Source organism: Frigoribacterium sp. 2355 (assembly GCF_054060695.1).
The window spans coordinates 526,336-542,925 of record NZ_JBSSDL010000001.1; the positions used below are offsets into that span (position 1 = coordinate 526,336).

15 protein-coding genes and 1 tRNA gene are annotated in these 16,590 nt (G+C 71.9%); 2 read left to right on the forward strand and 14 right to left on the reverse strand.

The features are described from left to right. Positions 1–9: 9 nt before the first annotated feature. From prmC to argS, 9 genes are all read right to left on the reverse strand, one after another. A complete protein-coding gene (gene prmC / locus ACVJ1F_RS02465) occupies positions 10–900 on the reverse strand; it encodes a peptide chain release factor N(5)-glutamine methyltransferase (RefSeq protein WP_456884449.1) in 891 nt (296 codons plus the stop codon). After that, the gene (gene prfA, locus ACVJ1F_RS02470; RefSeq protein WP_159825242.1) at positions 897–1,979 is read right to left on the reverse strand and encodes a peptide chain release factor 1; all 1,083 of its coding nucleotides are present in this window, start codon (positions 1,977–1,979) and stop codon (positions 897–899) included. The genes prmC and prfA overlap by 4 nt, the downstream gene beginning before the upstream one ends. A gap of 2 nt (positions 1,980–1,981) precedes the next feature. Next, positions 1,982–4,252, reverse strand: coding sequence for a transcription termination factor Rho (gene rho / locus ACVJ1F_RS02475; protein WP_456884549.1), 2,271 nt, complete (start codon positions 4,250–4,252; stop codon positions 1,982–1,984). A gap of 344 nt (positions 4,253–4,596) precedes the next feature. Further along, complete coding sequence (gene thrB / locus ACVJ1F_RS02480; protein WP_123570242.1) at positions 4,597–5,550, reverse strand: homoserine kinase; 954 nt, start codon at positions 5,548–5,550, stop codon at positions 4,597–4,599. Next, positions 5,547–6,629 carry a threonine synthase gene (gene thrC / locus ACVJ1F_RS02485; protein ID WP_056045920.1) on the reverse strand — a complete coding sequence of 361 codons (1,083 nt, stop codon included), beginning with the start codon at positions 6,627–6,629 and terminating at the stop codon, positions 5,547–5,549. The genes thrB and thrC overlap by 4 nt, the downstream gene beginning before the upstream one ends. After that, on the reverse strand, positions 6,629–7,960 hold the full coding sequence (locus ACVJ1F_RS02490; RefSeq protein WP_056045923.1) for a homoserine dehydrogenase: 1,332 nt from the start codon (positions 7,958–7,960) through the stop codon (positions 6,629–6,631). The genes thrC and ACVJ1F_RS02490 overlap by 1 nt, the downstream gene beginning before the upstream one ends. A 69-nt stretch (positions 7,961–8,029) precedes the next feature. After that, positions 8,030–9,424, reverse strand: a complete 1,395-nt coding sequence (gene lysA / locus ACVJ1F_RS02495) for a diaminopimelate decarboxylase (protein WP_456884550.1) — start codon at positions 9,422–9,424, stop codon at positions 8,030–8,032. Between the two features lie 103 nt (positions 9,425–9,527). Continuing rightward, on the reverse strand, positions 9,528–10,307 hold the full coding sequence (locus tag ACVJ1F_RS02500; RefSeq protein WP_456884452.1) for an LmeA family phospholipid-binding protein: 780 nt from the start codon (positions 10,305–10,307) through the stop codon (positions 9,528–9,530). A gap of 83 nt (positions 10,308–10,390) precedes the next feature. Continuing rightward, on the reverse strand, positions 10,391–12,052 hold the full coding sequence (gene argS / locus ACVJ1F_RS02505; RefSeq protein ID WP_456884454.1) for an arginine--tRNA ligase: 1,662 nt from the start codon (positions 12,050–12,052) through the stop codon (positions 10,391–10,393). Between the two features lie 64 nt (positions 12,053–12,116). On the opposite strand from argS, the gene ACVJ1F_RS02510 reads away from it, so the two are divergent. Then, the gene (locus ACVJ1F_RS02510; RefSeq protein WP_285063610.1) at positions 12,117–12,743 is read left to right on the forward strand and encodes a hypothetical protein; all 627 of its coding nucleotides are present in this window, start codon (positions 12,117–12,119) and stop codon (positions 12,741–12,743) included. Positions 12,744–12,782: 39 nt separating this feature from the next. Here the strand turns inward: ACVJ1F_RS02510 and ACVJ1F_RS02515 are convergent, their stop codons facing one another. Further along, entirely contained in the window at positions 12,783–13,610 is an 828-nt protein-coding gene (locus ACVJ1F_RS02515; RefSeq protein ID WP_456884456.1) for a gamma-glutamyl-gamma-aminobutyrate hydrolase family protein, read from the reverse strand. A 101-nt stretch (positions 13,611–13,711) separates the two neighbouring features. Beyond that, positions 13,712–14,431, reverse strand: a complete 720-nt coding sequence (locus ACVJ1F_RS02520) for a pyridoxine/pyridoxamine 5'-phosphate oxidase (RefSeq protein WP_456884458.1) — start codon at positions 14,429–14,431, stop codon at positions 13,712–13,714. A 77-nt stretch (positions 14,432–14,508) separates the two neighbouring features. Here ACVJ1F_RS02520 and ACVJ1F_RS02525 point away from each other — a divergent pair. Further along, a tRNA-Arg gene (locus ACVJ1F_RS02525) sits at positions 14,509–14,583 on the forward strand. 67 nt (positions 14,584–14,650) lie between these two features. Here the strand turns inward: ACVJ1F_RS02525 and ACVJ1F_RS02530 are convergent. The 3 genes from ACVJ1F_RS02530 to ACVJ1F_RS02540 form a co-directional block, all read right to left on the reverse strand. Further along, the gene (locus tag ACVJ1F_RS02530) at positions 14,651–15,235 is read right to left on the reverse strand and encodes a recombinase family protein (RefSeq protein ID WP_056045940.1); all 585 of its coding nucleotides are present in this window, start codon (positions 15,233–15,235) and stop codon (positions 14,651–14,653) included. A gap of 105 nt (positions 15,236–15,340) precedes the next feature. After that, positions 15,341–15,556 carry a hypothetical protein gene (locus ACVJ1F_RS02535; RefSeq protein WP_148053617.1) on the reverse strand — a complete coding sequence of 72 codons (216 nt, stop codon included), beginning with the start codon at positions 15,554–15,556 and terminating at the stop codon, positions 15,341–15,343. Positions 15,557–15,698: 142 nt separating this feature from the next. Beyond that, positions 15,699–16,589 carry an EamA family transporter gene (locus ACVJ1F_RS02540; RefSeq protein WP_456884461.1) on the reverse strand — a complete coding sequence of 297 codons (891 nt, stop codon included), beginning with the start codon at positions 16,587–16,589 and terminating at the stop codon, positions 15,699–15,701. Position 16,590 lies beyond the last annotated feature (1 nt).

Genomic DNA, 16,590 nt, shown 5'->3' on the forward strand with positions numbered 1-16,590 from the left:
AGAACCCGGTCAGCGCACCGCCGTCGTGGCCCGGTCGCGGCCGGTGAGGTCGGGATGCGTGGCCGGGGAGCGCCAACCGTCGGCCGTCAGGAGGTCGCGGATGGCGCCTCCTTGGAGCTCGCCGTGCTCGATGACGAGCGCTCCGCCCGGGCGCAGCAGCCGTCGGGCCGTGAGGGACAGTGCGCGGACGAGGTCGAGGCCGTCCTCACCGCCGTAGAGGGCGAGCGCAGGATCGTGGAGTCTCACCTCGGGGTCGCGCGGGACCATGCCGACGGGCACGTACGGCGGGTTCGACACCACGACCGAGACCGTGCCGTCGAGTTCGGGCAGGGCGTCGGCGAGGTCGCCCTCGACGAGGCGCACGTTGTCGACCCCCACCGCGTCGATGTTGCGACGGGTCCAGACGGCCGCCTCGGGAGACAGCTCGACGGCGACGACCGTGGCCGTCGGCACCTCGGAGGCCATCGCCAGCGCCAGGGCGCCGCTCCCGGTCCCGAGGTCGACGGCGACGGGTGACGCGTCCGCCATGGAGCGCAGGGCGTCGATCGCCAACTGGGCAACGCCTTCGGTCTCGGGTCGCGGGACGAAGACACCCGGCCCCACGCGCAACTCGAGGTGGCGGAACGACGCCCGCCCCGTGATGTGCTGCAGGGGCTCGCGGGAGGCGCGGCGCGTGATCGCGGCGACCAGCGCCTCCTGCTCGTCCGGCGTCATCGACGCGGCCGTGACGGCCCTCGCCCGTACGGCTCCCCTGGTCAGGCCCGTGACATGACCGAGCAGGAGTTCGGCGTCGACGTCGGGCGACGGCACCCCGGCGTCGACGAGGACGGTCGACGCGACCCGGAGGGCCACGTCGACCGTCGTCACGCCGTCGAAGGCCGCGGCGATCGCATCGGTCACGACGCGGTGTCGCCGATCTCGGCGAGACGTGCCTCTTCGTCGGCCTGGATGCACGACTCGACGACCGCGTCGAGCGCACCGTCCATGACGGCGTCGAGGTTGTACGCCTTGTAACCGGTGCGGTGGTCGGCGATGCGGTTCTCGGGGAAGTTGTAGGTGCGGATGCGTTCCGACCGGTCCATGCCCCGGATCTGGCTCTTGCGGGCGTCCGACGCGATGGCCGCCTGCTCTTCTTGCTGACGGGCGAGGATGCGGGCCCGCAGGACGCGCATGCCCGCCTCGCGGTTCTGCAGCTGGCTCTTCTCGTTCTGCATCGCGACCACGATGCCCGTGGGCAGGTGGGTGATGCGGACGGCGGAGTCGGTCGTGTTGACCGACTGGCCGCCGGGGCCGCTCGACCGGTAGACGTCGATCTTGAGGTCGTTCTGGTTGATGTCGACCTCTTCGGGCTCGTCGACCTCGGGGAACACGAGCACGCCCGTGGTCGAGGTGTGGATTCGGCCCTGCGACTCGGTCGCCGGCACCCGCTGCACGCGGTGGACGCCACCCTCGTACTTGAGGTGCGCCCAGACGCCCTGCGAGGGGTCGGACGCGTTCGACTTGAGCGCGACCTGCACGTTCTTGTAGCCACCGAGGTCGGAGTCGTCGCTCGCGATCATCTCGGACTTCCAGCCCTTCGACTCGGCGTAGTGCAGGTACATGCGCAGCAGGTCGGCCGCGAACAGGGCGCTCTCGGCCCCGCCCTCACCGCCCTTGATCTCCATGATGACGTCGCGCCCGTCGTCCGGGTCGCGCGGGATCAGGAGGCGCCGCAAGCGCTCCTGGGACTCGTCGAGCGCCTGCTCGAGGGCGGGCACCTCGTCGGCGAACGCCTCGTCTTCCTTCGCGAGTTCGCGCGCGGCCTCGAGGTCTTCAGCCGCCTGCTGCCACGCCGAGTGGGCAGCCACGATGCGGCTGAGCTCGGCGTAGCGGCGGTTGATCTTCTTGGCGCGTGCGGCGTCGGCGTGGACCGCCGGATCGCTGAGCTGAGTCTGCAGGTCGTCGTGCTCGGCCAGCAGCACGGCCACCGACTCGAACACGCTCAGTGCTCCTTGTGGCCGGAGTCGTGTCCGTTCGACGCGGGGACCGACTTCTGGACCTGGACGAGGAACTCGACGTTCGACTGCGTCTCGCGCAGGTTGCGCAGGACGATCTCGAGGGCCTGCTGCTGGTCGAGCCCGGCCAGGGCGCGGCGCAGACGCCAGGTGATCTTGACCTCGTCGGGGCTGAGCAGCATCTCTTCACGTCGCGTGCCCGAGGCGTTGACGTCGACCGCGGGGAAGATGCGCTTGTCGGCCAGGTGGCGCGACAGGCGGAGCTCCATGTTGCCGGTGCCCTTGAACTCCTCGAAGATGACCTCGTCCATCTTCGAACCGGTCTCGACGAGTGCGGTCGCGAGGATGGTGAGCGAGCCACCGTTCTCGATGTTGCGCGCGGCACCGAAGAAGCGCTTGGGCGGGTACAGGGCCGACGAGTCGACGCCACCCGAGAGGATGCGGCCCGACGCGGGTGCGGCCAGGTTGTACGCACGGCCGAGACGCGTGATCGAGTCGAGCAGCACGACGACGTCGTGGCCCAGCTCGACGAGGCGCTTGGCGCGCTCGATGGCCAGCTCGGCGACGGTGGTGTGGTCCTCCGCCGGACGGTCGAACGTCGAGGCGATGACCTCGCCCTTGACCGTCCGCTGCATGTCGGTGACCTCTTCGGGGCGCTCGTCGACGAGCACGACCATGAGGTGGACCTCGGGGTTGTTGATCGCGATGGCGTTGGCGATCGACTGCAGCACGAGCGTCTTGCCCGCCTTCGGCGGCGAGACGATCAGACCACGCTGCCCCTTGCCGATCGGCGACACGAGGTCGATGATGCGGGTCGAGAGCTTCTGGGGCTCGGTCTCGAGACGGAGGCGCTCCTGCGGGTAGAGCGGGGTCAGCTTGCTGAACTCGACGCGCTTGGCGGCCTCGTCGACGGGCTGACCGTTGATCGAGTCGATTCTGACGATCGCGTTGTACTTCTGGCGCCCCTGGCCCTGGTCGCCCTCGCGGGGCTGACGGATGGCGCCGACGACCGCGTCGCCCTTGCGCAGGTGGTACTTCTTGACCTGACCGAGCGAGACGTAGACGTCGCTGGCACCGGGCAGGTAGCCCGTGGTGCGCACGAAGGCGTAGTTCTCGAGCACGTCGAGGATGCCCGCGACGGGGATGAGGACGTCGTCCTCGCCGATCTCGGGCTCGACGTCGTCGTTCTGCGCCCCACGACCGCGCTTGCGGTCCCTCTGACGGCCACGGCCCTGTCGGCCGCCCTCGTCGTTCTGACCGCCGGACTGGGGGCCGTTGCCGGACTGCTCGCCGCGGGCGGCGTCGTTCTTCTCGCCGGCTTCGCGCTGGGCCTGCTGCTCGGCCCTCTGGTCCGCGCGCTGCTGGTCGCCGCGCTGCTGGCCGTTCTGGGGGGCATCGGCCTTCTGGCCACCGTTCTGCGGAGCGTCGGCTTTCTGGCCACCGTTCTGCTGGTTGCCGTTCTGCTGGCCACCGTTCTGGTCGGCCTGGGTCTGCTGCTGACCGCCCTTGCCGCGGTTGCGGTTGCGGCTCCGGCGGCCCCCACCCTGCTGTCCACCGTTCTGCTGGTCGCCGCCCTGCTGGTCGGACTGGCCCTGCTGGTCGGACTGGCCTTGCTGGTCGGACTGGCCCTGGTCGGACTGGCCCTGCGCTTCGGAACCGGCCTCGTCGGAGGGCGCGGACGGGGAGGTCTCGAGGGAAGCCGAGCCGTCGGCGGCCGGGGACTCGACCGACGCACCGGGCTGCGCCGCGTCGGCGGCGACGGACGCGTCGGAGGCGCGGCGCGAGCCGCGACGACGCGACGGGCGCTCGGAGGCGGCCTTCTCGGTCGGAGCCTGCTCGGTCGAACCCTGCTCGGCGTCGGCGGCCTCGACGGCCACGGCCTCGGTGGCGGGCACCTCGACGAGAGGAGTGACACCGGTCTCGCCGGCGTTGACGTGGGCACCGGCGGCGCGGGACTCGGGAGCCCCGGCAGCCGACGTGGCGCGGCGCGAGCCCCGGCGGGCGCGGGTCGGTGCCTCGGTGGGCTCGGTGCCCGTCTCGACGACGGGGGCCTCGGCGCCTTCGGCGACGGCGGTCTCGACGGAGGCCTGGACACCGGCGTCGACGACTCCGTCGAGCGTCGGCTGGGGCGCGACCTCGGTGGCCGCCCCCTCGCCCTGCTTCGCCGCGATGGCGGCCACGAGGTCGCCCTTGCGCAGCTTGGAGATGCCGCTGATGCCCAGCGACGAGGCGAGGGCCTGCAGCTGGGGCAGGCGCATGGCGGTGAGTTCGGGCGTGGACGGCGCAGCGGCGCCGTTCTGGACGTCAGTCACGAGTGATGGGTTCCTTTCGCTCCCCCGCGTTGATCGGCGGGGCAGAGCTGGTCACACCTCGTGGCCTCTCACCTGCACTGAACGGGTTCGCCCCGAGGGGGCGACCCTGTGCCGGCTCTGCCCTGAACGAGCAGCTGCCCGGGATGAGCAGGAGGCCTGGGAGGTGCGGTGCGCGCCGACCAGATCGGCAGACGAACACTGCTAGATGTGCACTACGGGATGTGCGACCCGGGGACTCGAAGACTTGTGACCCCACGCGGTAATCCCCGCGAAGAACTGCGGGGATGATGCTAGATGCCCAGGAAATCTGAGTTTTCTACCGGGTGCGGCACCACTGTAGCACCTTTGAGATCGACGGCCAGCATCAACGGACGCCACGCCGAGACGGCGTGTTCGCGCACCAGTTCGGCGGCGAACAAGCGCTGTGCCGGGTCGCTGCCGAGGACCAGGAGGGAGGGGCCGGCCCCCGACACGACGGCCGCGAGACCGGCGTCGCGCAGCATGCGGATGAGAGCGTCGGTCTCGGGCATGGCACTGGCGCGATAGCTCTGGTGCAGGCGGTCCTCGGTCGCCGCGAGCAGCAACTCCGGACTCTGCACGAGGGCCGCCACCAGCAGAGCGGACCGCGACACGTTGAACGTGGCGTCCTCGTGCGGAACGGAGGCGGGCTGCAAGCTCCGCGCCAGCTTCGTCGAGAGGGTGGATTCGGGCACGAACACGACGGGCGACACCCCACGGTGCACGAGCAGTCGCTTGTGGGACGGGCCGTGCGAGTTCATCCAGGCGATCGTGAGGCCGCCGAACAGCGCGGGTGCCACGTTGTCGGGGTGACCCTCCATCTCGGTCGCCAGGGCGAGCAGAGCCGCGGAGTCGAGTTCGACCGTACCCTCGAGCAGTCCCTTGGCGGCCATGATGCCCGAGACGATCGCGGCTGCGGACGACCCGAGTCCCCGGCCGTGCGGGATCGCGTTGCGAGCCCGGAGCCGCAGCCCCGGCAGAGGGACGTCGACCGACGCGAAGGCCGCGGCGACGGCCTGGACGACGAGGTTCGAGCCGTCGGTGGGCACCTGACCGGCCCCGACGCCCGTGACCTCGACCGAGACCCCGGGTTCACCGGTCGCCGTGACCTCGAGCTCGTCGTAGAGAGACAGCGCGAGCCCCAGCGTGTCGAAGCCGGGACCGAGGTTGGCCGAGGTCGCGGGGACCTTGACCAGCACCGAACGCCCGACGACCCCGGGGGTCATGCAGAGGCCGGCGCGAGACCGAGCACCTCGGCCACCCGGGCCGTGTCGCTCGCGACCACGGTCGGTTGCACGTCGCTGCCGTCGGCGCGCCGCAGGGCCCATTGGGGGTCCTTCAGGCCGTGGCCCGTGACGGTGAGCACGACCGTGGCCCCGGCGGGGATGACCCCGGCGTCCGCCCGCTCGAGCAGACCCGCCACGCTGATGGCCGACGCGGGCTCGACGAAGATGCCGACCTCGGCCGAGAGGATCTTCTGCGCGGCGAGGATCGCTTCGTCGGTGATGGCCCCGAACCAGCCGTCGGTCAGGTCGCGCGCCTCGAGGGCGAGCTGCCACGAGGCGGGGTTGCCGATGCGGATCGCGCTGGCGATGGTCTCGGGAGCCTTGACCACCTCACCGGCGACGATCGGTGCCGAGCCGGCGGCCTGGAACCCGAACATGCGCGGCAGCTTGGTGGCGCGGCCGATCTCGAGGTCTTCACGGTAGCCGCGCGTGTAGGCCGTGTAGTTGCCGGCGTTGCCGACCGGGATGAAGTGGAAGTCGGGGGCGTCGCCGAGCACGTCGACGACCTCGAACGCCCCGGTCTTCTGGCCCTCGATGCGGTCGTTGTTGACCGAGTTGACGAGGTGGACCGGGTAGTTGGCGGCGAGGTCGCGTGCGATGTCGAGGCAGTCGTCGAAGTTGCCCTGGATCTGCAGCAGCTGGCCGTCGTGCGCGACGGCCTGGCTCAGCTTGCCCATGGCGATCTTGCCCTCGGGGACGAGCACGGCGGCCGTGATGCCGGCGTGGGCGGCGTAGGCGGCGGCCGAGGCGGACGTGTTGCCGGTCGACGCACAGATGACGGCCTTGGCTCCGTGCTCGACGGCCTTCGAGATCGCCATCGTCATGCCGCGGTCCTTGAAGGAACCGGTCGGGTTCATGCCCTCGTACTTGACGTACACCTTCGCGCCCGTGCGGTTCGACAGGGCCGGAGCCGGGATGAGCGGCGTTCCGCCCTCGCCGAGGGTGACGATCGGGGTGGCGTCGGTGACGTCGAGACGGTCGGCGTATTCGCGCAGGACACCCTGCCACTGGTGGGCCATCAGGCTCCTTCGACTCTCAGCACGCTCGTGACGGAGTTCACGACCGTGGCGTTCTTCAGGGCGGTCACCGTGGCGGCGAGGTCGGACTCCCGCGCCCGGTGGGTGCCGATGATCAGCGTAGCGGTGGCCACGGCGTCGCCCTCGCCCGTGACGCCCGGCGTCGCACCCGACGTCTGTTCGACGTTGTGCACGCTCACGCCGTGGTCGCTGAGCACCCCGGCGACCTCGGCGAGGACGCCCGGCTGGTCCGCCACGTCGAGCGTGATCTGGTACCGCGTGGACACGCGACCGATCGGCAGGACGGGCAGGTTCGCGTGGGTGGACTCGGCGACGCCGGGGCCGCCGATGACGTGGCGTCGCGCGGCCGAGACGAGGTCGCCCAACACGGCGGACGCCGTCTCGACTCCCCCGGCTCCGGCGCCGTAGAACATGAGGTCTCCGGCCGACTCGGCCTCGACGAAGACGGCGTTCTTCGCTCCGTGCACGGCCGCGAGCGGGTGGCTCAGCGGGACGAGCGCCGGGTAGACGCGTGCGCTGACGCCCTCGACGCCGTCGTCGTCGACCAGGCGCTCGCAGATCGCCAGGATCTTCACGACGTACCCGGCCTTGCGAGCCGCGACCACCTGGTCGTGCGTGACGGACGTGATGCCTTCGCGGTGCACGGCGGAGAGGGGCACGGCCGTGTGGAAGGCGAGGCCGGCCAGGATGGCCGCCTTCTGCGCCGCGTCGTAGCCCTCGATGTCGGCCGTGGGGTCCGCCTCGGCGTAGCCCAGGGCCGTGGCCGTCGCCAGGGCGTCCTCGAGGCTCGAGCCGTCGGTGTCCATGCGGTCGAGGATGAAGTTCGTCGTGCCGTTGACGATGCCCATGATGCGTTGGACGCGGTCGCCGGCGAGGCTGTCGCGCAACGGGCGGATGATCGGGATGGCACCGGCCACGGCGGCTTCGTAGTACACCTGCGCGCCCACCTGTTCGGCGGCGTCGAACAGCTCGGGACCGTGGCTCGCGAGCAGGGCCTTGTTGCCCGTGATGACGTCGGCCCCCGAGTTGAGGGCCTGCAGCACGTAGCTGCGGGCCGGCTCGAGTCCGCCGATCAACTCGACGACGATGTCGGCGCCGACGATCAGCGACTCGACGTCGGTCGTGAACAGCTCGCGCGGCAGGTCGACGTCGCGCGGCGCGTCGACGTCGCGCACCCCGATGCCGACCAGCTCGAGCCCGGCACCTGCGCGCCCGGCGAAGTCGTCGCCCTGCTCGAGCAGCAACCGCGCCACCTGCGACCCCACGGAGCCGGCGCCCAGCAGGGCGACCCTCACGTTGCGGTATTCGATCATGTCAGTCCGTTCTCGGGTGCTTCGTCGGCGGGGTGCGGTGCTCGCACGAGGTGAGGAGGCGCGGGTCGCTCAGTCGAGGCCGGCGTCGCGGGCCAGCAGGTCGGCTTCGCTCTCGCCCCGCACGATCACGCGTGCCCGGCCGTCGCGCACGGCCACGACGGGCGGACGCCCGACGTGGTTGTAGTTGCTGGCGAGGCTGTGGCAGTAGGCCCCGGTGGCGGGCACCGCGAGCAGGTCGCCGGGGACGACGTCGCCGGGGAGGTAGTCGGCGAGCACGACGAGGTCGCCGCTCTCGCAGTGCTTCCCGGCGACCCGCACGAGGGCGGGCGGGGCCGAGGAGGTGCGGTTCGCGATGCGCACGGAGTAGTCCGCCGCGTAGAGGGCCGTCCTCGCGTTGTCGCTCATCCCGCCGTCGACGCTGACGTAGCGGCGCACCGCGCTGCCCTCGTCGATCGCGACCGAGACGTCCTTGATCGTGCCGACCTCGTAGAGCGTCGTGCCGGCCGGACCGACGATGACGCGTCCGGGCTCGACCGCGAGGAGCGGCACGTCGACGCCGAGGCGGAGGCACTCCGCCTGGACGATGTCGGCCAGGGCGACGGCGAGGTCGTCGAGCGGGCGGGCGTCGTCGGCGCTCGTGTACGCGATGCCGAAGCCCCCGCCGAGGTTGAGCTCGGGCACCGGGCCGGACGCCAGCAGGTCGGCGTGCACGGCGAGCAGGCGGCGGGCGGCCTCCGCGAAGCCGTCCGAGCCGAAGATCTGCGAGCCGATGTGCGAGTGCAGGCCGACGAACTCGAGCGACGGCTGCCGGCGGATCGAGTCGACGATGTCGGCGGTCTCGGAGAGCGGGACGCCGAACTTCTGGTCTTCGCGGGCGGTGGCGAGGTACTCGTGCGTGGAGGCGTGGACCCCCGAGTTGACCCGCAGGCGCACCCGCTGGACGCGTCCGTGCCGTTCGGCCGCCGCGGCGACCCGTCCGACCTCGGCGGCGTTGTCGAGCACGACTGTGCCGATGCCGGCCCCGACCGTGCGGTCGATCTCGGCGAGCGACTTGTTGTTGCCGTGGAACCCCATGCGGGCGGGGTCGACCCCGGCGGCCCGGGCCACGGCGAACTCGCCGCCGGTGCAGACGTCGACGGCCATGCCCGCCTCGGCCACCCAGCGGGCGACCTCGGCGGAGAGGAACGCCTTGGCGGCGTAGTAGACCGTCGCCGTCGTGCCGATGCGGGCCGCCTCGCGCTCGAACGAGCGGACGGCTTCGACCGCGCGGGCACGGGCGTCGTCCTCGTCGAGGACGTACAGCGGCGTGCCGAACGACGCCACGAGGTCGGAGACGGTGACGCCGCCGAGCACGAGTTCGCCGTCGGAGGACCGCTGGGCCGTGGCCGACCAGACGGCCGGGTCGAGGGCGTCGGCGTCGGTCGGCTCGTGGAGCCAGGCGGGGGCCAGGGGGTTCGGGGACACGCGGACCTCGGGGGTTCGAAGGACGGGGAACGACATCAGAGCCTACCGACCGCCGAGGTGCGTGACGGCCAGGGTCGGGGCGACCTCGTCGCCACACCGGAGGTCAGGAGCAGGACCCCTTGGTGCCGATGCCGCTCGACGAGATCGGCAGGCCCGGCGACGTGACGTCGAGGGTCGCCGCCGACGGCGTGACGTCCACGGCGGTGAGGGTGGTGCCCTGGGGCAGGTACTGCGCGGCGCACACGTCGAAGGCGTAGCCGCCGATGAAGGGGGCGAGGTCGAGCGACACCGACGTGTCCCGCAGCGACGCCGTGGTCGGGGTGAGCGAGATGACCCGGCCCTCGCTCGTGATCGAGGGGGTCGCGACGACGTCCACGGGGACGACCGTGTTCACCAGCGGGATCGTGAAGTCGCGGGCGTAGGTGACCTGTCCGTCGCCGAAGGAGATCGCTCCGCCGCTCTCCTGCACGGCCGCGAGCCCGTTGACGGTCGCCGCGTCGGCGGTGACCGTGCCGGTGATGGACCCGGTCGATCCGCTCAGGTCGGTCGGCACGTCGCGGACGTCGAAGTCGAACGACAGGCCATCCGAGGACCCGGCGGACGAGATGGTGGCCTGGTCGATGGTGCCCTGCACCAGCTGCCAGAGCATCGAGAAGCCGCCGATCTGCACGTCGACGGGACCAGCCGCGTCGCCGAGTTGCTGCGAGATCTGCTTCTCGGCCTGGTCCTCGGCGACCGTCCGCACGACGAGGTCGGCGACCACGGCCAGGATCCCCAGCACGACCACGATCCCGAGCAGGACGAAGACGACGATGCCGAAGCCCCGGCCTCGGCGGCGGGCGACGGGCTTGGCCTCGAAGAAGTCGGAGTCGATGTCGCTCATCGGGCCATCTTGTCAGCCGGGTGGCGAGGGACGCTCACGCCGCGCCTCCTGCGGTCGACACCGAGGAGGCGCGGCGCGCGCGGTCACATGCGGTCGGGTGCCGAGACGCCGAGCAGTCCGAGGCCGTTGCGGATGACCTGGCCCGCCGCGTCGTTGAGCCACAGACGGGTGCGGTGCAGGTCGGTGACCTCGTCGTCGCCGAGCGGCGTGACGCGGCACGTGTCGTACCAGCGGTGGTAGGTGCCGGCGAGTTCTTCGACGTAGCGGGCGACGCGGTGCGGCTCGCGCAACTCGGCGGCCTGGACGACGACGCGGGGCAGCTCGGACAGGGCGCCGAGCAGGGCGCTCTCGGTCTCGTGCGTGAGCAGCGACGCGTCGAACGCGTCCCGCGTCACGCCGGCGGCCTCGGCGTTGCGCGCGACCGCACGGGTGCGCGCGTGGGCGTACTGGACGTAGAAGACGGGGTTGTCGTTGCTGCGCTTCGTGAGCAGGTCGAGGTCGATGTCGATCGAGCTGTTCACCGGGCTGCGGACCAGCGAGTACCTGCCGGCGTCGACGCCGACGGCGTCCACGAGGTCCTCCATCGTGACGACGGTGCCCGCACGCTTGGACATGCGCATCGGTTCGCCGTCGCGCAGCAGGTTGACCATCTGGCCGATGAGGATCTCGAGGTTGACGCCCGGCTCGTCGCCGAACGCCGCGCACATCGCCATCATGCGACCGACGTAGCCGTGGTGGTCGGCGCCGAGCATGATGAGGTTGCGTTCGAAGCCACGTTCGCGCTTGTCGAGGTAGTAGGCCAGGTCGCCGGCGATGTAGGCGGCCTCGCCGTCGCTCTTGACGATGACGCGGTCGCGGTCGTCGCCGAAGTCGGTGGTGCGCAGCCAGGTGGCGCCCTCGGACTCGTAGACGTGCCCGAGCTCGCGGAGCCGGGCGATGGCGCGCTCGACGGCCTGGGATTCGTGCAGCTCGTTCTCGTGGAAGTAGACGTCGAAGTCGACGCCGAAGTCGTGCAACGACGACTTGATGTCGGCGAACATGAAGTCGACGCCGGCGGCGCGGAAGACCTCTTGCGCCTCGTCACGCGGCAGGGCGGCGGCGTCGACGCCGGTCGAGGCCACGACGCGCTCGACGATGTCGCCGATGTACTGCCCGCCGTAGCCGTCGTCGGGGGTGGGTTCGCCGAGTGCGCTGGCCAGGAGGCTACGGGCGAAACGGTCGATCTGCCCGCCGTGGTCGTTGAAGTAGTACTCGCGGGTGACGAGCGCGCCCTGCGCCTGGAACACGCGGGCGAGGCTGTCGCCGACCGCTGCCCAGCGCACGCCGCCGAGGTGGATCGGGCCGGTGGGGTTCGCCGAGACGAACTCGAGGTCGATGGTGACGCCCCGGTAGTAGTCGCCGCGACCGTAGGACTCGCCCTGCTCGACGATCGAGCGCGCGAGGAGGCCCGCGGCCGCGGCGTCGAGGCGGATGTTGATGAACCCGGGGCCCGCGACGTCGACGTCGGCGACGCCGTCGACCTCGGCCAGGTCGGCCGCGATGTCGGTGGCGAGCTCACGGGGGTTCGTGCCGACGCGCTTGGCGAACTTCATGGCCACGTTCGACGCCCAGTCGCCGTGCTCGCGGTTCTTCGGACGCTCGAGCGCCACGTCGCCCTCGATCACCGCCACGTCGACGGTGCCTCGGCGTTCGAGGACGCCCTGGACGACGGCGAGCAGGGACCTGGAGAGTTCGGCGGGAGTCACGAGGGTCGATCTTACCGGGAGGCACGGAGACGACGACGAGCCCGACGTCGGTGATGATGGAGGGATGAGCCCCGCCTCGACCCGCTCCCCCGTCGTCCTGCGCACCCTCGTCGTGACGGGTGCCCTCGCCCTGACTCTGACCGCCTGCACGGCACCGTCGCAGGCCGCGCCGAGCGCGACCCCGACCACGGGCGAGGAGTCGTCCTCCACCCCCGTCGCGACGCCGACGGCGGCGGCCACGCCCGAGCTCGTGAGCACCCCGTTCGACGTCGACTGCGGCGAGCTGCTCGATCCCGGCTCGCTCGCCTCCTGGTACCCGGGGTTGACGGCCGTCGCCGACGACGAGGCGAGCGGCGACGCGAGCCGCGACGGTGAGGCCCTGCAGCAGGTCGCCGACGCGGACGGCACGACGTGCACGTGGCAGGACTCCAGCGGCGCCACCGTCACGGTCGGTGTCGCGCACTTCGACGCGGACAGCCTCGACGAGCTGGCCAACGACCTCGTCGCGACCAGCAACTCGGTGCCGACCTTCGGCGTCGAGGGCTACTTCGACACCCCCGGTGAGATCGGCACGGCCGAGGCGTTCTCGTCGCCGGCGTTCGTCGTCGCCCGTTCGACGACCTTCCTCGAACCCGGCGACGCCGAGCCGGTCGTGTCTGCCGTGCTGTCGGCGCTGAAGCAGGTCGACTGAGACCGAGGGCGGGAGGCGCGCTCCGGTGAGGAACGCGGCCTAGGCGACCAGCGCCTCCTGGTCCGTTCGCGAGGCGACGGACGCGGCGAGGCGCCCCGCCTCGACGGAGGCGCCCAAGGACGCCAACAGTGCCTCGAGCTGGCCGACCGGGGCTCCTCTGTCTTCGGGGTGCCACTGCACGCCGACGACCGGGGCCGAGTCGTGCTCGACGGCCTCGACGGTGCCGTCGGAGGCGCGGCCGACGACGCGCAGGCCCTGGCCCAGGCGGCCGACGGCCTGGTGGTGCGCGCTCTGGACGACGGGCTCGGTGCCGAGGGCCCGGGCGAGGCGACTACCGGGCTCGAGCCCGACGGCGTGCGGGTGCATGAGCTGGTCGACCGGCGCGTCGGGGGTGCGGTGCACCCCGTCGTGGTCGTCCAGGTGTTGCACGAGGTCTCCGCCGAGGGCGACGTTGATCAGCTGGTGGCCGCGGCAGACGCCGAGCAGTGGGGTGCGGCGAGCGACCGCGCGGCGCACGACGGCGAGCTGGGCCTCGTCGGCCACGGGGTCGTGGCGACCCTCCCCCGGGTAGCCGGTCCCGCCTCCGTAGAGACGGGGAGAGAGGTCCTCGCCACCGAGGACGACGATCGCATCGGCGTCAGCGGTCACGCGCAACAGCTCGTCGGTGCCGAGGTCGCCCGCGGCGAAACGCGTCGCCTGCCAGCCCGCGGCCTCGGCGGTCGCGCGGACACGGGAGTTCATGTCGTCGACGTAGGCGTGGTACTCGGGGGCGTGCGGCCGGTGCTGGGTGACCTCGACCACGGCGAGACGCATCGAGGCGACGGCGGGGTCGCTCGGGCGGATCGACGGGGCGGCGTACGAGGTCATGGCTCCATGCTGCCGACGGGACGGGCGCCCTGCCAGGTGCGTGTCGTCGCGTTACGCCGCTGCGGCGGCAGCGGTCGCGCCGCCGGCTCCCTCAGGGGTGGTCAGGGCCACAAGGAGGCGCGGGTCCAGCCGTCGCCGTCGCGGTCGTACCGCAGGCGCACCTGGTCTCGGCCCGTGGTGGCCTGCCAGAACTCGATCGAGGTGGGGTCGACCCGCCAGGCCGTCCAGTCGTCGGGGACGAAGGTGTCGTCGGACTCGATCGTGGCCTTGGCCTCGGCGAGGCGACGCCGCGTCTCGGCCTCGTCGGTGATCGGGCTGCTCTGCGGCTGCGTCATCGCGACGGCGCGCGAGTCGGGGTGGCGAGCGGTGAAGTCCTTCTCGCTGACGTCGCGCGGACCGGGCGTCGCCCGGCCGAGCACGCGGACCTGGCGGCCCTGCTCGCGCCAGTACAGGGTGAGCGCCACCCGGGGGTTCTCGGCGATCTGCCGTCCCTTCGGGCTGATCGACGAGGTCGCGAACCAGAGGGCGCCGTCGTCGACGTCCTTGAGGAGCAGGGTGCGGGCCGTGACGTCGCCGTCGGCCGACGAGGTCGAGATCACCATGGCGTGCGGCTGGGCGACGTCCTGGTCGACGGCCTCGACGAGCCACGCGACGAACTGGTCGACCGCGTCGTCGGCCACGTCGTCGACGTCGAAGGTGGGCAACTCGGGGTGGAAGACCTTGGCGGATCGGAGACGCTCGCGCAGCGTCGGACCCTCGGGGTCGGTGCGGTCGGAACGGGTGCCGGAGTCGGCTCGGTCGGTGCGGGTGTCGTCGGTCACTCCCCCACGATGCACCTCCCGCGGCGGGGCCGTCCCAGGCCGGACCGATTCGCTGCTAACCTGGACGACGTTCCTGGGCCCCCATAGCTCAGGGGATAGAGCACTGCCCTCCGGAGGCAGGGGCGGCAGTTCGAATCTGCCTGGGGGCACCACTTCTTCTCTCGAAGCCCCTCTCGATGCACAGGCCTTCCGGTGCCGCGGTCGAACGGCCCCGGCAGGTCAGTCGGACTGCTGACGGCGGGCGCGGTCGGCGTCGTCGCGGTCGAGCTCGCGACGCAGGACGCGTTCGGGGACGGCGACGTGCTCGGCGGCCTCGCGCATGCTCGCTCCCCCGGCCCGTAGCTGACGGGCCGCGTCGAGGCGGCGTCTCGAGACGGGGGGCTTCGGGGTCTGCGCCACCCGCGCCTCCTGCCGTTTGCGGGTCTCGGCACGGTGCAGCTCACCGCCGACCTGCTCGTCGAAGCGGGCCAGGGCGGCGGTGACGCGGAAGAAGAAGCGGCCGTAGGCGTTGAGCTCGTCGATCTGCTCGTCGATCGAGCGGAAGGCGACGCCCAGGGCGTCGAGGGTCGCCATCACGCCCACCAGCTCGGCCACCGAGCGGCCGATCCGGTCGACGTTCGTCACGACGAAGACGTCACCTTCCCGCAGGCTGCCGATCGCCTTGGCGAACTCGGGGCGGGACTGCCTGGTGCCGGTGGCGTGGTCGACGAAGACCCGTTCGCACCCGCCCGCCCGCAGGCGCTCCGCCTGGCGATCGGACGACGGGTCGTCTCGCGAGATGCGGGCGTACCCGACGACGGTCACGGTGGGCCTTCCGGCGAGGCGAGGGTGGACAGAGAGGTGAGGCCCCGCCGACGGCGAGGCCTCGAGGACGTCCGCCCGGAGGCGTGCGTCAGTGGTGGGTCGAACTCAACTGTAGGTGAGCGCGATCACCGCGACGTCGAGCGTGCGGTAGGAACCCTCACGCCGGACGGCGGTGCGGACGCGCCCCCGCAGCACCTCGAACAACCCGTCGGACTCGTGCACGAACCCGATCACCCCGGCGGTCGGCGTCGACACGCGGTGGAATCCGTCACCCAGGGGGACGACCTCCGCTCGGGACGTGCGCTCCAAGACAGCACCCATGATGTCTCCTTCTTCGTTCTCCGGCCCTCGTACCGGGCCGTCATCGCAGCGTACCCCGCATGTGGGGTACAAGTCCCCGTGGGGTTGTCAGACTGGGCCTCTGACTCGCTCCTCGGACATGAGGAGGGGCCTCGCCGTCCGATCAGGCCGGCGGGGCCTCGGGCAGGGCCCCGCGACGCCGCCGGCGACCGGCCGCGATCGTGACGCCGACGCTCGCCGCCGTGACGCAGGCGAGGGCGACGACCTCGGGCACCCCGAGCGCCTCGCCGAGCACGACCAGGCCGGCCAGGGCAGCCACCGCCGGCCCCAGGCTCGACAGGACGCCGAACACGCGCGTCGGCAGCCTCCGCAGCGCCACCGACTCGAGCGCGTACGGGATCGCGGAGGTCAGGGCGGCCACCACGAGGAAGACGAGCAGGAGGTGCGGGTCGGCCCGGACGGCCACCGTCGCGTCGTGCGCCCCGAACGGGACGACCACGAGGGCGGCGACCAGCATCGCGGTCGCGAGGGCGCCCATCGGGTCACGGCCTCGCCCCAGGGCGGCGTTCGCGAGGATGTAGCAGGCCCAGAACGCCCCGGCGCCGAGGGCGAGCAGCACGCCGACGACGGGGATCGCCCCGGTCGAGTCCGAGCCGAGCAGCACGACCCCGGCGAGGGCGAGCAGGGCCCAGGCCGCGTCCCACCAGCGTCTCGTCTGCACGAGTGCCACGACCAGCGGACCGAGGAACTCGAGGGTCACGGCGACCCCGAGCGGCACGACGTCGATCGCGAGGTAGATCAGCGAGTTCATCCCGGCGAGGGCGAGACCCAGCAGGACCACGCCCGGCCACGTCCGGCGGGGCCATCGCCAGGGGCGCGGTCGGAAGACGAGCACCAGGAGCGTCGCACCGAAGGCGAGGCGCAGGCTGGCGGCGCCCAGGGGTCCCAGGGCCTCGAAATGGGTCTTGGCGAGGGCGGCCCCGAACTGCACCGACACGATCGCCGCGACGGCGAGCAGGGGCGACGGCACACGGCCGAGGGGGCTGGGGTTCACG

Coding starts and splice junctions, on each gene's coding strand:
- thrB (WP_123570242.1), bottom strand. CDS start 5,550: ATGACCCCCGGGGTCGTCGGGCGTTCGGTGCTGGTCAAGGTCCCCGCG.
- ACVJ1F_RS02500 (WP_456884452.1), bottom strand. CDS start 10,307: ATGAGCGACATCGACTCCGACTTCTTCGAGGCCAAGCCCGTCGCCCGC.
- ACVJ1F_RS02510 (WP_285063610.1), top strand. CDS start 12,117: ATGAGCCCCGCCTCGACCCGCTCCCCCGTCGTCCTGCGCACCCTCGTC.
- thrC (WP_056045920.1), bottom strand. CDS start 6,629: ATGGCCCACCAGTGGCAGGGTGTCCTGCGCGAATACGCCGACCGTCTC.
- ACVJ1F_RS02490 (WP_056045923.1), bottom strand. CDS start 7,960: ATGATCGAATACCGCAACGTGAGGGTCGCCCTGCTGGGCGCCGGCTCC.
- rho (WP_456884549.1), bottom strand. CDS start 4,252: ATGCGCCTGCCCCAGCTGCAGGCCCTCGCCTCGTCGCTGGGCATCAGC.
- ACVJ1F_RS02515 (WP_456884456.1), bottom strand. CDS start 13,610: ATGACCTCGTACGCCGCCCCGTCGATCCGCCCGAGCGACCCCGCCGTC.
- ACVJ1F_RS02535 (WP_148053617.1), bottom strand. CDS start 15,556: ATGGGTGCTGTCTTGGAGCGCACGTCCCGAGCGGAGGTCGTCCCCCTG.